Genomic DNA, 14,374 nt, shown 5'->3' with positions numbered 1-14,374 from the left:
TTGACGGGGTTAAGTCCAATAGAGCGGTCTTTAATCTTTATAATCCCAGTATTTTAGTGTTTCTGTTTTTCCTGTTGGTTCACTTTTGATTACTTTTCCGTCCTGATCTTTATAGACCTCGTATTCCTCGTAGGTTTCGATTATATACCCATCTTCCTTTTCCGTTTTTTCCAGTTTATCTACCAAATCAGGAACATTCTCGGGTTTTTCAACCTCAACTGGCTGGGCCATAACAGGCTGGTCGTCGGAATAGGCGTAATTTTTGTTTATAAATGAATAGGGTGAATCTAAATAGGCTGCAAAACCTAAAATGACTAAAAGGAAAAATACACTAGTGACGGTTTTATTTTTCATGCGCCAAACTCCTTTTATCAAATATATTCTTGCAACCATTTTATGCATGTCCTATCCACATATGCCTATCGATTAATTTTGCATGTTTGTCGACTTTACGGTACTTACCTGAGGTCGGAAAAGAAAAAAGAGAACGAGAGCTGCCATAGATATTATCACACCTGAAATATAAGGGAGGCCTATCGCTAATGAAAACAGCCACCCCCCTAAAGGCGGGCCAATGATCCTTCCTAATGAATCAAAGGAAGAAAGCAGTCCTGTCGCACTGCCATGTCCTGCTGTTGAAGTTTTTGTAAGCAGGGAAGAGACGCTCGGACGTATTACACCATTTCCGATCCCAAAAATAGATAAAAAGATAGCAGCAGTAGTAAAGCTATTAACCAGTAATATCAGACCAAACCCAAGAGCTGAAACAATGATTCCGACTTGAATTACAGGAGGTTCACCGTATTTTTTCGTCATCCTTCCGACTAAGCCGCCCTGGACCATCGCTCCCACAAACCCCATGATCATAAAAATATAACCGAGCTCTGTAGAATTTAAGCCCGCTTTTTTTGCCGCAAAATAGGCAAAAGTTGCTTCAAGGCCAGAGAGGGATAAGGAAATTAATAATTGCACAAAAAACAATACACCGACATCTCGATTAAATGCCCCCCAAATGGAGCCCCTTTTTTTAATAGAGTCATTTTTATTGAGTTTTGATTCTTTTAATAAAAGAAATACAAGGATCAAGGTAATCAAAGAAGATCCGCTGGCAAGATAAAACGGCATACTCAAACTAATTTTTGAAAAAATACCGCCAATTGCCGGACCAAATACAAATCCTAAACCTACAGCTGCTCCTACGATACCCATACCTTTCCCACGGTTTTCTTCAGTTGTAATATCAGCAACGTACGCCATTGCGGTTGGCATATTCGCTGATGAAAGGGTGCCGCCAATGATCCGCGCGGCAAATAACATCCAAAGCTCTGTTGAGATTGCTTGAATATAAAAGGATAGCGCAAGTCCAGTAATCCCAATCATCATAACCGGCTTTCGGCCAATCCGATCGGATAAACGTCCCCACATTGGTGCAAAGATGAGCTGCATGAACGAATATACCGCCATTAACAGCCCAAGTTCTGTTGGACTTGCCCCAATTTCTTCGGCATAAAAGGGTAAAACAGGAATGATGATTCCGAACCCTACCATTACCAAAAACATCACTACAAATAATATTGGCAAAGCTGCTTTTGTTTGCAAATGTAATTTCACTCCTAAAACTTGTTGTTCTATTAAATAGGATAATGGAAATCGCTGGATGAATACAAGCTTTTGGGTAATTATTTTCTTTGTATCCCCGCCCTTAAGTTTTAAGATATACCGGATTTATTGTATAAAAATGCTCCCTATTGCAAATAATTCATTTGATTTCTATTTGGTAAGGGGCAAATTAATGAGGAATATAGTAAAAGAGATGGAATCAAAGTTTTCGAAGCACGCCGATTTTTTCATCGCTGAAGAGCTAGTATATAAAACAGTAATCTATCTTATTGGATTTAATACGCTGGTTGATTTAACTAAGTCTAAATTATATGTTCAACAAATGGCATCAAGGTCAGCCTCAGTAAAAGCACTCTTCCTAAATCTTAGTTCCCAGATTAACGTTGATACAGAACAAATAATTAAAGCCGTATTAGCAGGCAATTTAGTGGTCTTATCACAAGATGGCGAACAGAATGCCGTTGTAGACCCTATCGTCCAAAATTTGAGGAGAGGCATTGAAGAGCCTAAAAATGAAAGTCCTATTCAATCCTCTATGGATGCCTTTGGAGAGGATATAAATATTAATGTGGGTCTGATTCGAAAAAGGCTGAACACTGAACGTTTGTGCCATTGTTCCTACCAAGTCGGAGAGTTGGAAAAGCGAAAGCTGTCCATGCTCTATATTAAAGGTAGAGCCCCTAATTCCCTTATTGAAAAAGTTAACCAACAGGTAAATCAAATTAAAACAGATATTGAAACCATTGATGATCTTAATAAGCAATTTGGACAAAGAAGGCTGAGTCCTGTCAGTCATCTTTTCGCCACTGAACTCCCGATTCAAGTGATACATTCCTTAAAAAAGAACAGAATCGTGTTTTTTTTAGATAATTGTCCTTTCGCGCTTGTTTTTCCCCATCTCCTTTGGGATATGTTAGGTAGTGCAAACGACCGCAATTTTCCTTTTGTACTTTCCATTATGATTCGAATCTTTCGAGTAATAGGAGTTGTGGCCACGCTGATACTTCCCGCATTATATGTAGCCTTAGTTTCAGTTAACCCTGAAGTATTTAAAACAGATCTAGCTCTGTTTGTCCTAAAAAGCAGGGAAGGCATTCCTTTATCTGCCTTCCTTGAAACCATTGCAATGGTTGTTTTAGTGGATTTAATACTAGAAGCAATTGTTAGGCTCCCTAAGAGCGTCGGCCCTGCAATTACGATGGTAGGAGGAATCATACTAGGACAGGCGATGGTTGAAGCAAAATTGGTTAGTAATTTGTTAGTTATTGTAATTACTGCTGTGGTCATTGCAAGTTCGGCGGTGATTGGAATGCAAAATTCCTTGTACATTCATTTGCTAAAATACCCCATTTTAATTTTGGCATCACTTTTCGGAATATTAGGTGTATTATGGTTTTAATTTTCACCGTCATATATTTGGCAAGTTTAACATCCAATGATATTCCTTATATAACGTTTCATATTGAACAAAAAGGAGACACAAAGTGACGAAGCAGCTACAAATTGGAATCATTTTCTTTAATATTCATCTAAGCTTTGGCTATTTGGTCTATCCTAACCTCCTTTATGCGGTAGCGAAAACAGGTCATTGGGAAATGGTTTTGTGTCAAGGATTACTGCAATTAATATTAATATGGATTTATATGAAAGGGTTAGATTATTTTCCCAACAATGATGTCATTGCTATTTTATTGAATATGGGAAGATGGGCAGCCATTATTTTTCTTACACCATATGTCATCAACCTGGTTGCTTTAGTTGCATTCAATATTCGGTTGCACACGGAAGTCATTATTTCGATATTTTTGCCTCGAACTCCCTATTGGTCAATAATGATCCTGTTTTTTTTCATTTCAGTATATACAGCTATTAAAGGATTAGGCACAATTTTACGTTCCTCGATTTTAATTTTCATGTTTGTTTTTCCCTTAGTACTAACTAACATTTTTTCTTCTGTTATCAATTTTGATTTACATAACGTTGTACCAGGTTGGCATTTACCTCATAAGTTTATGTTAAATAGTAAATTTGTCTATCTTTTGGGATTTTCATCGTTTTTATTTTTGGGATTTATTCCTTCTAACAAAACAGGAACATTCCGCCATCTTCTTGTCGCATGTGTTAGTGTAACACTATTTTTTCTATCGGTTGTGTATATACCGCTTTTCATATTTGGACAAGAAACGGTCGTTACGTTGCCCCACCCTTTCGTGGAAGCAATGGATACTGTGGATATTAGCTGGTTCTCGTTTAACCGCCAAACCATGTTTTTCGGTATATCTTTAGTTGGATTAGTTATATTGGCTAATGCCATTTTGCTTTGGATGGTTGGACGAATCATGCGGAAAATGATTAACTACCGGATAATGAAATCCTCTTATTGGATTATTGCTTTTGCTGTTATCGCATTCATTTTGGCGTTATTTGTTCCAAACAAAGCTTTAATTGAAAAATGCTTTCTTTGGAGTATAGGTGCTCAAACGTATTCTATGATTCTTATTCCACTTACCATTTTGATCTATGGGTTCTTTTCGAAAAGAGGCGTGTTGGGGTATAAAAATAAGAAACGATATAAACAATGGATCGTAATCCTGTCCATCATCTTTCTTGGCGGGTGCTGGGATATAAAAGATATCAATAAGCGCTCCCTTCCTTTAGTCATGGGCATTTCAAAGGAAAATGGCAAAGAGTTCAAAGTAACATTGCAAATCCCCATATTGAAAAATGAAAGCCAAATATCGAGAATCGTAACAGGGAAAGGCGAAACCGTTCCAAGTGTTCTTGGAGAATTACGTACTAACTCGGAGGATGCTATTGATTACTCACAAATACGATTAATTGTCATTCAAAACAAATTGGCACAAAACCAAGAAGAATTCAAGAAGCTTATAAAGTTCTTTATGGGTTCTGAAGACATTCCCTCAAGAGCGATAGTAGCAATTACAGATGATAATGTCGAAAATGTGTTATCAAACATAAACGATAAATTAGGTGTTCATGCTTCCTCTATACATGATTACTTTAATAAAGGCGCTGGCTGGGCACCTGAAGTCTTTAGTACCCCTATTTGGGAAGTCTATCGAAGTCCATTTTTATATACAAAAGATATCGCTGTTCCGGTTGTTCGTTCCGGAAAAGATACAGTCTTAATTTTTGAGGGAGCCGATATTTTGAAGCAAGGAAAATTAATGGATAGAATCAGCCCGGATGATAGCCAATTAATAAATGTGTTTCAAAACAAAAATGAAAAAGGGAAAATACGGAAATTGGATTTTGCCAGTATAATGGTCACAAACAGCTCAATCAAAAATAAAGCCTCAATGAAAAACTATAAACCGATGGTGTCAAGTGAACTGAATTTAAAAATACATATTTTAGAAAGAAATGAGGGAATTACAAATAAAAGAATTCAAAATGAACTCGAAAAGCTTGCTGAAAAGCGTTTTTACCAAATACTTAAGAAAACACAAGGAACCCATACAGATATTTTTGGATTTGGGCAAGAATTTCACCATTTGATTTCTTACAATGAATTAAAAAACTGGAGGAATGAATATTATCCCAAACTGAAAGTGAATTTTCAGGTTCATGCTAGAATGGAGTAATGATACGAATCTAAATGAATTGTTCTAGGAAATTTGTTATTGAGTTTATAGATTAAAAGCATTATAATAACAGTGTTAAAGTTCATGGATGGTAAGTAATGCTAAATTGCTTGCTTCTATGTCTTTTTTATATTTTTATTGGTGAGATGGATAACTAGTAGGTTTACTGCTTAGATATTAGCCCGCCATAAAATAGTTTGTGTAAAGTCATACACACACTATTTTATGGCGGGCTTTTTATTTTTTACAAGGGGAGAGGTTACATTGTCGGAAATAGTAAAAGTGAAGATTAATGGTGAGGTCCGTGAGGTTGAAAAGGGAATTCGTATTCTGGATTATCTTTTGCAACAAGGAATAGAGCATCCGCATATTTGTTATTCAGAGGTTTTAGGTCCAATACAAACATGTGATACGTGTATGTGTGAGATAGATGGGAAAATTATGCGGGCCTGTTCTACACAAATGCAGGAAGGAATGAATATTATGACTTCCTCAGAGCGGGCCAAAACTGCACAAACAGAAGCAATGGACCGTATTTTGGAGAATCACTTACTTTATTGTACAGTTTGCGACAATAATAACGGGAATTGCCGTGTTCATAATACAGCGGAATTTTTAGAAATTGAACATCAGACTCGTCCATACCGAGAAAAAGGATATGAAGTAGATATTTCACATCCTTTTTACCGGTACGATCCTAATCAATGTATTCTTTGCGGGCGTTGTGTAGAGGTTTGCCAAGACCTGCAGGTTAATGAAACTCTAACGATTGATTGGGAACGAAAAATTCCACGCGTCCTGTGGGATAATGGTAAATCTATCAATGAATCTTCCTGTGTATCTTGCGGACAGTGTGCCACAGTTTGTCCATGTAATGCACTAATGGAAAAATCGATGCTGGGCGAAGCCGGGCTTATGACTGCCATTCCAAATGATTTGTTAAACCCTATGGTTGATCTTATAAAAGAGGTCGAACCGGACTATAAGACGATTTTTGCCTTATCAGAAGTAGAAGCTGCGATGAGGGAGACTCGTACGAAGAAAACCAAAACTGTTTGTACGTTCTGTGGAGTAGGATGTTCATTTGAAGTATGGACAAAGGGACGTGAAATCTTAAAAATCGAACCAACTGAAAACGGACCTGTAAACAGCGTTTCTACCTGTGTTAAAGGAAAGTTTGGATGGGATTTTGTGAATAGCGAGCAACGTCTTACTACCCCTTTAATTCGAAAAGGGGATGAGTTTGTCCCTGCAACTTGGGATGAGGCCTTAAATTTGATTGCAGAAAAAATGGGTACGATTAAACAAACCTATGGAGGGCGTGCATTAGGGTTTGTGAGTTCTTCCAAAACAACAAACGAAGACTCCTATCTTATGCAAAAATTAGCACGTCAAGTATTTGAATCAAACAACATTGACAATTGTTCACGATACTGTCAGTCTCCTGCCACAGATGGGCTGCTTGCCACAGTTGGATACGGAGGTGACTCGGGTACCATTAAAGATATTGCTAGCGCAGGTCTTGTCATCATTATTGGTGCGAACCCAACTGAAGGTCACCCAGTACTAGCGACGCGGGTAAAGCGTGCAAAGAAATTATACGGCCAAAAATTGATTGTTTCCGACCTTCGAAAACATGAAATGGCTGAGCGCTCCGATCTGTTTTTACATCCAAAACAGGGAACTGATTATGTTTGGATAACAGCTATTGCCAAATATATTATCGATCAAGGCTGGCATGCTGAAAAATTCATTGAAAAACGTGTAAATCAATACAGTGAGTATCTTAAGCTTCTTGAAAAATACACACTTGAATATGCAGAGGAAGTAACTGGTCTTTCAAAAGAACATCTTATCGACACGGCCAGAATGATTCACGAAGCAGATGGAACCTGTATTTTATGGGGAATGGGTGTCACTCAAAATGTTGCAGGATCTCATACATCAGCGGCTATCGCTAATCTTCTCCTAGTAACAGGAAACTTTGGCAGACCTAGTGCAGGGGCATATCCTCTACGCGGCCATAACAATGTACAAGGATCCTGTGACATGGGGACCCTTCCACAGTGGCTACCAGGGAATCAGCGTCTATCAGACTATAAAGCACGAGCAAAGTTTGAACAGGCCTATGGAGTCAAAATTTCCAATAAGCCCGGATTAACAAACATTGAAATGTTAGAAGCAGTGGAGAAAGGCGAATTAAAAGGCATGTATCTAATGGGAGAAGATATGGCATGGGTCGATTCAAACTCAAACCATGTGCATGATACACTTAGTAAGCTAGAATTCTTTGTTGTACAGGATGTGTTTCTAACGAAAACAGCACAATTTGCAGATGTTGTCCTGCCGGCTGCTCCGTCACTTGAGAAAGACGGTACGTTTACGAATACAGAGCGACGCATTCAACGGCTGTATCGTGCACTTGATCCATTAGGTGAATCTAAACCGGATTGGTGGATTATTCAACAGATTGCGAAATATATGGGGGTTAATTGGAACTACGAACATCCGAGCGAAATTATGAATGAGATTGCAAGCTTGTCTCCGATTTTTGAGGGGGTATCGTATGAACGACTTGAGGGATGGAACAGTTTAATATGGCCAGTACAAAAAGATGGTAGTGATGAGCCGCTTCTTTATACGCAACGATTTAACTTTCCCGATGGAAAAGCTCGTTTTTCCCTTGAAGAATATGTTGCGCCTATTGAGTTTTCACATGAATTCGACCTTACTTTGAATAACGGACGACTTTTAGAACATTTCCATGAAGGAAATATGACGAATAAATCTAAAGGGATTCAGTATAAGTTACCTGAGGTATTCGTAGAAGTTTCACCGGAACTCTCCAGAGAACGCGGTGTAAAAGATGGCTCGCTTGTACGCCTTGTGTCACCTTATGGTGCGATTAAGCTTCGTACGATCGTAACAGATCGGGTCAATGGAAAAGAACTTTATGTCCCTATGCATTCTGTCAGTCATGAAAATGCTATCAACCTATTAACTGGAAGTGTCGGTGATGTTCGAACACAAACACCTGCTTATAAACAGACAAAAGTAAAAATGGAATTAATAAATGTAACGGGAAATAGACCACTTCCGTTGTACAATCCTCGCTATGCAAAGCGGAATCCACAACTTGGTGTACAGGTGGAACGAAAATGGGCACGTAAAGATTATGAGTCAATTGCAGACTTAAATGAAATACCAGGGGGGAATAAGTAATGGCGAAACCGATATCTCAAATTGCTGAGACTATTTTGAACGAAAAGGAAATGCAGAACCAAGTTCTTGAAAAAGTAATACACGATGTAACACAAAATGCTGAAGGCATCCAAGAAACGCTGAAACTGCTTCAAGAGCTCCACGAGAGTGGAATTCTTGGAGCAGTAAATAGCTTTGTTGAAGCAAAGGAAAAAATTGCTAAAATTGCGGTTGGGCAAATGTTACGTCCTCCTGTTACAAATGCAATTAATAATGGGATGGCTGCAGCTGGAATGTTGACGGAACTAAATCCTGAATTAACGAAAAAAATAATGGAAAGTGTATCGAATGGTTTTCAAAAAGCAGAGGAGGGACTTCGATTAAATAAAAAAGTAGGTCTTTTTGATCTATTAAAATTAATGAAGGATCCTGATGTTAACCGTGCAATGGGATTTGGTATTAACTTTTTGAAGGGCTTAGGGGAAGGTTTGAAGGAATAAACCTATATTTAGAAGAAAAAGGTATGACAACGATGGAGGGGAACAATGGCCAATGGCTGAATTAAATAGATGGAATAAAGGAAAAAGGCTAATACATTTTTATCAAACAATGTTAAATTCATCGTTAAGCATTCTTTGCTTTGTCCTTATTTTTCTTCTTTTTAGAGAACTATACAAAATAGTTAACGACGCACTTATTGGAAATAATAATGTACATGATATTCTTGGTAAGGTTTTAGTATTTTTCTTGTATTTTGGATTTATTTCGATGATTGTAAAATATTTTAAGGAAAATTACCATTTTCCAATAAGGTATCTTCTTTATATTGGAATTACAGCAACCATCCGTTTTATCATTGTTAACAATGGAAATCCAATACAGAATTTATGGTTATCTTTCGTGGTTTTTGTCCTCATGATCAGTTATTTTTTACCAAACAAGTGGTTAAAAGTTTAATCGAAGGAGAGGAGAACTGAATGACAAAAAACATCGAACATCAATTCAATATGCTAGTTCGGGAAATACGTAAAGAATGTGTTGGGAATGGACCGAGAGAAATTACAACGCGGTTTGTAGGTCCTTGGGCGATTAGTGAGATGAAAGGGAATCTGACAAATATAGAAAAGTTTATGATTGAATCAAAAGAAGGACATCAGATGGTTCATAAAGCAAGAACGACATTAGTGAAAAAAATTTATGAAGACCCATCAAAAGTGGAAAAGCTAGAGGAATTAGTTCAGGCGAAACTTGTTAGTGTTTTTACAGATATCAATATAGATACGGATATTGCAATGACAATTTATGTGTTTGACAAACCTATTCTGGTCAATGATATAAAAAATTGACTCCAGTATTCTCATTAATAAAAAGAAGGAAACCTTTAATGAAACCAATAGTGGAAAAACGAGAAATTCTAAGATGTACAAATGGGCATACTGAACCAGCTGAAGATATTATTGTGACAGAGTTTCCGGTTACAGTAAAAATAAATGGACAAGAACTTGTGACAATGGTCTGTACACCGGAGTATATTGAAGATATGGTAATAGGTTATTTAGCATCTGAAGGGATAATAAGATGTTATGAAGATGTAAAAGAGATATGGGTTCGAGAAAAAGAAGGTTTTGTACATGTTGAAACAGATAATCTAAATCCATATTATCAAAATTTCCAAAACAAACGCTATATAACCTCATGCTGTGGAATGAGCAGACAAGGCTTTGTCTTTGTAAACGATGCATTAAATGCTAAAAAAATGAATGAAATTCGAGTGACTCTTTCTACAGATCAATGCTTTCGTTTAATGAAAGATTTGCAAAACTCTGCCACAACTTTTCAAGATACAGGAGGAGTTCATAACGCAGCGCTTTGCGATGGAGATGGTTTAATTTTAAGCCGAATGGATATAGGGCGGCATAATGCTTTGGATAAAATATACGGATATTGCTTAAGAAGTAACATCCCGATTGGAGAAAAAATTATTGTTTTTAGCGGACGTATTTCTTCAGAAATCTTATTAAAAGTATCAAAAATAGGATGTGAGGTGGTTCTCTCAAAATCAGCTCCAACGGAATTGGCACTACAACTGGCAGAAGAACTAGGGATCACGACGGTAGGATTTATCCGCAATCAATCTATGAATATATATACATGTCCAGAAAGAATAAAAATTAGTAGTCTTGTATTATAGTTACTTTTTTCTAATAAATTTCATTGCTTACCAGCCCATTCGAGGGGGGATTATTAAATAAATTGTAATCTATCGCCAAGCCTATGAGCTTGGTTTTTATAGTCTATAGAAAGAGTCTGTCCGATCCGGAAAATACACAACAGTTTCAGTGCCCACATGTAAAGTGGAATATTAGGATAGTTTATGTCCCAATTTTTCTGCTGTTTTTTGGGCAAGATAAAGCCCCATTCCAGTAGAGCGTTGAAATTGGAAAATTTATTAGATTAATGGGGATAAAGTCGCATGAATTATTTTCATAATTTTTGAAAATTTAGGTATGATTACTATGCAAATATGCACTTATATGGGGATAATGAGATGAATAAGAAGTGGGAAAAACAAATTGACTCGAATAATAAGTATGGCGAAGCGTTTATCCTAGGGGATCGGAACGTGGAAATTCCTCCAAATGCTGTTGTATCGGTCACAAGGGGAGAACAATATAACATTCCTCGATTAATCATTAATGGATTTTTAAATCAAATGATTATGAAAGCAATGAGTAAAAACGAAAATTTACTTTATGCCGAGCTTAAGGGGCAGCTCGATGGCGGCATTGGTCAAACGATGACGGTTTGGAAGGTTGGCAAGGATATGAATTCCTGTCGCACTAGCGGCATGCATAATTTTGCCCGAAAATTCTTCCAGCTGGGTGTTTTACAGTGGAAAAGTACAATCCTACTTTTTGACCTGGAAGGCAAATGGCCGTATCCCAACCTATGAGAAGCAGCGGAGATTGTCACTATTTATGGCAGACATTTTGATGGCGGAAAATTAGTGAGGAAGCCACAACAGCAACCTAAAGACGAGAGCAAAAAGCCGAGCTAATAAGGGTTTAGCAAAAAGACATCATATTGCTAGCAGATTGATAGGAAATTGTTATTCCTTTGTAACTTTATGATAGCTGTAAGAAATGTGGGGCTTATTTAGGAATTAGCCAGGAAGTCAAAGATTCAGAGTGCCCATGAACCTTTAAAATGAAGGGGCTCGGGCCCTATCAACCGCTCAGAGTGCCCATGAATCTTCAAAATTAGCCGCTTGGGCACTGTCAACGTTCCAGAGTGCCTGTGAACCTTCAAAATGAAAGGGTTCGGGCACTGTTAACCGCTCAGAGTGCCAATGACTCTCCATAATTCAGCCGCTTGGGCACTGTCAGCGTTCCAGAGTGCCTGTGAACCTTCAAAAATCGTTGCACAGGCGCTTTTCCGCCAATAACACCTGTTAAGCTACAAAAAAATAGACCTTATTAAAAGATCTATTAAAAATATGCGGTATTAAACAAACATGTTATCTTTAACCCAGTGTATTTTTATTATCACATTATCGTACGGCTTTTCTCGTACTCTCCGAAGCAAAATCAGCGATAATTACGAGAATCATATAGCATAACAATAATAAGGTAATCTCGGTATATTGAAAAAAGCTCATAGCCAATTTAAATTCCATTCCTAAACCACCAGCACCGACAAAACCTACAACAATCGTTGTCCTCATGATGACTTCCCATCGATAAAGAATATACGTAAGAAATCTTGGTAACACGGTCGGCAGGATACCGTAAAACAGTATTTGAATTTTAGACGCACCAGCAGATGCTAAATTACGAATGGGTCTGGGATCCATATCCTCAATAACCTCAGCCCACAGCTTCCCAAGAATACCAAAATTGTGAAGCGCAAGTGCAATCGCACCAGGCAAAAGCCCTGGTTTAAAAATAAAGATTATCATCATCGCCCAAACTAGCTCGGGAACCGCTCGTGAAAAAATATAAATAATCCGAACGATTCCGAAGAGGGGCCAGTTATACCATTTTTGTTCTGACGACAAGCTTCCATTGGCCATATTTCTAGCTGCCGGAATTACCGTTATAAAGGCAGCAATCGTTGCAAAACCAATTGCCATAATACTCATCTCGAGCGTTTCCATCGTCAGTTTTAAAGCAGATGACCACCCACTTGCGTCTAAAAATGCAGGGTGTTTTTCGTTCACCCCAATAAGGCCGCCAAAAAACTTTTTCGCATATTCAATATTTTTATCTGATAGCAATTCCAATAAATTTGCCTTATCGCCGCTAGTAATAAATACCCAAGAACCGATAATGAGTACAATTGCGAAAAGAGAAGAACCCCAGCCAGGGCTGAATCCTCTCCGGCGCTTTCGTTCCGTTAACGCTTTTCGCACCGAATTACTCCAAACATCGACTAATAAAACAATCCCAATTAGAAAAAATACATAAGTCCAAACTTGATCATATTTCAAATCAGCAAGCGATAGCTGAATTTGATAACCCAGCCCTCCAAGACCTACAAAACTCATAATCGCAGAGGAACGGATCGAACACTCGAACCGGTAAATTGTGTAGCTGATAAGGTCAGCCCAAACGAGGGGAAGATACCCATAAACAAGTGTTTGAAGCCTAGAAGCGCCAGTCGATTTTAAAGCCTTAATTGGCTCGACAGGGACATCATTTAACATATCAGCAAAAATCCGTCCAAGTATCCCGCCATAAGGAATGGCAAGTGCAAAAATGGCCGCATAAGGAGACAACCCGACCGCAGCGACAAATAGCCAGGCCCAAATGAGCTCATGGATGGAACGGGTAAATCCTAAAACACCCCTAAAAAATATCTTAGATGTAAGACGGGCAACCCTGCTCGAAGTTAACGTTCCGGAAGCAAGAATACCAACGATAAACGCATAAATGATGGCTAGTGACATACCGGCCACGGCGTAAGCCAGTGTAATCCAGGCAGCCTCTAAGCCCTTCATTAAAACATCAGTAGAAAAATCAGGAAAAAACAGACCTTCAACAATCTGCAGCATGGTTGGAATACCACCAGCATGAAATAAATCAGCATTCCAATTAATGGAGAAAAGGCTCCAGATGAAAATAGCGGCCAATAATAATGTTAAAAAGAAACGATTATGCAAACGTAGGGAGGAAACCAGATTTTTCATCTTAGCTGCTCTCCTTAATTTGATAAAGCTCAGCTAACATCTCATCCGTTACTTTTTCAGTCGGTAAATCAAAGAAAAGTTCGCCATCTTTAAGGGCAAGTATTCTTGTAAAATACTTTCGGGCATAGTCAACCGAATGCAAACTGGCTATAATTGTTTGGTTTTTTTCATTGACGATATTCGTCAACATCGTTAAAATGTCGTCTGCTCGCGCAGGGTCAAGCGAAGCAACTGGTTCATCCGCTAAAATGATTTCTGGATTTTGTATCATTAAGCGGGCCATCGCAACGCGCTGTTGCTCACCGCCTGATAGGGTTGAGGTGATTTCGTATGCCTTGTTAGATAGACCGACTTTCTCAAGAGCTTTAAAGGCCGCTGCTTTTTCTTGAGGAAGGAGCAGGGAAAATACCGATTTGATCAAACTCCAATCTGCTAATTTCCCTGCCAGCACATTATGAATCACCGCAAGCGGCCCGATTAAATCAAATTGCTGGCGGATTACCCCGACTTTCTTCGCAAAAGCCTTTCGTTTTTTATAAGAAGTAAGGGGATGGCCATCAATAAGCAGTCCGCCGGTCTCAATTGGAATCAATCCAGCAATCGTATTAAGCAGTGTCGTTTTTCCAGCCCCGCTCGGTCCAATCAATGCCACCGTTTCCCCTTGATGAATCGAAAAAGAAAGGGAAGATAATGCTATCTTCCGCTCATAATGTTTGCTTATGGAATTTGCTTCAATTATTTTTTTTGAAGACATTTTATG

The 14,374-nt window shown here is 38.3% G+C and carries 12 protein-coding genes; 8 read left to right on the top strand and 4 right to left on the bottom strand.

Annotated features, from left to right (window positions below):
• Window positions 1–30: 30 nt before the first annotated feature.
• Together ACIFOT_RS23270 and ACIFOT_RS23265 are read right to left on the bottom strand one after the other, a co-directional pair.
• Complete coding sequence (locus ACIFOT_RS23270; RefSeq protein WP_430068486.1) at window positions 31–354, bottom strand: hypothetical protein; 324 nt, start codon at window positions 352–354, stop codon at window positions 31–33.
• 72 nt (window positions 355–426) lie between these two features.
• Window positions 427–1,599: an MFS transporter gene (locus tag ACIFOT_RS23265; protein WP_430068483.1), complete on the bottom strand. Its 1,173-nt coding sequence runs from the start codon at window positions 1,597–1,599 to the stop codon at window positions 427–429.
• A gap of 193 nt (window positions 1,600–1,792) precedes the next feature.
• On the opposite strand from ACIFOT_RS23265, the gene ACIFOT_RS23260 reads away from it, so the two are divergent.
• The 8 genes from ACIFOT_RS23260 (at window position 1,793) to ACIFOT_RS23225 (ending at window position 11,379) form a co-directional block, all read left to right on the top strand.
• Window positions 1,793–3,019, top strand: a complete 1,227-nt coding sequence (locus ACIFOT_RS23260) for a spore germination protein (RefSeq protein ID WP_430068481.1) — start codon at window positions 1,793–1,795, stop codon at window positions 3,017–3,019.
• Window positions 3,020–3,104: 85 nt separating this feature from the next.
• Window positions 3,105–5,225 (top strand): Ger(x)C family spore germination protein, encoded by a 2,121-nt coding sequence (locus ACIFOT_RS23255; RefSeq protein ID WP_430068478.1) that lies wholly within the window; start codon window positions 3,105–3,107, stop codon window positions 5,223–5,225.
• 225 nt (window positions 5,226–5,450) lie between these two features.
• The gene (fdhF, locus tag ACIFOT_RS23250; protein ID WP_430068476.1) at window positions 5,451–8,447 is read left to right on the top strand and encodes a formate dehydrogenase subunit alpha; all 2,997 of its coding nucleotides are present in this window, start codon (window positions 5,451–5,453) and stop codon (window positions 8,445–8,447) included.
• Window positions 8,447–8,926: a DUF1641 domain-containing protein gene (locus tag ACIFOT_RS23245; RefSeq protein WP_430068473.1), complete on the top strand. Its 480-nt coding sequence runs from the start codon at window positions 8,447–8,449 to the stop codon at window positions 8,924–8,926. The genes fdhF and ACIFOT_RS23245 overlap by 1 nt, the downstream gene beginning before the upstream one ends.
• Window positions 8,927–8,978: 52 nt before the next feature.
• Window positions 8,979–9,383 carry a phosphate-starvation-inducible protein PsiE gene (locus tag ACIFOT_RS23240; protein WP_430068471.1) on the top strand — a complete coding sequence of 135 codons (405 nt, stop codon included), beginning with the start codon at window positions 8,979–8,981 and terminating at the stop codon, window positions 9,381–9,383.
• A gap of 20 nt (window positions 9,384–9,403) precedes the next feature.
• Window positions 9,404–9,772, top strand: coding sequence for a DUF2294 domain-containing protein (locus tag ACIFOT_RS23235; protein WP_430068468.1), 369 nt, complete (start codon window positions 9,404–9,406; stop codon window positions 9,770–9,772).
• A 38-nt stretch (window positions 9,773–9,810) separates the two neighbouring features.
• A complete protein-coding gene (gene fdhD / locus ACIFOT_RS23230) occupies window positions 9,811–10,617 on the top strand; it encodes a formate dehydrogenase accessory sulfurtransferase FdhD (RefSeq protein WP_430068465.1) in 807 nt (268 codons plus the stop codon).
• A gap of 357 nt (window positions 10,618–10,974) precedes the next feature.
• Window positions 10,975–11,379, top strand: coding sequence for a hypothetical protein (locus ACIFOT_RS23225; protein WP_430068463.1), 405 nt, complete (start codon window positions 10,975–10,977; stop codon window positions 11,377–11,379).
• A gap of 597 nt (window positions 11,380–11,976) precedes the next feature.
• Here the strand turns inward: ACIFOT_RS23225 and ACIFOT_RS23220 are convergent.
• Together ACIFOT_RS23220 and ACIFOT_RS23215 are read right to left on the bottom strand one after the other, a co-directional pair.
• Complete coding sequence (locus ACIFOT_RS23220) at window positions 11,977–13,614, bottom strand: PhnE/PtxC family ABC transporter permease (protein ID WP_430068461.1); 1,638 nt, start codon at window positions 13,612–13,614, stop codon at window positions 11,977–11,979.
• Between the two features lies 1 nt (window position 13,615).
• Entirely contained in the window at window positions 13,616–14,368 is a 753-nt protein-coding gene (locus ACIFOT_RS23215; RefSeq protein ID WP_430068459.1) for a phosphonate ABC transporter ATP-binding protein, read from the bottom strand.
• Window positions 14,369–14,374: the final 6 nt, after the last annotated feature.

It is taken from the genome of Neobacillus sp. NRS-1170 (assembly GCF_050468025.1).
The sequence above is the reverse complement of the archived record's forward strand: the minus strand, read 5'-3'. Positions and strand labels throughout refer to the sequence as shown.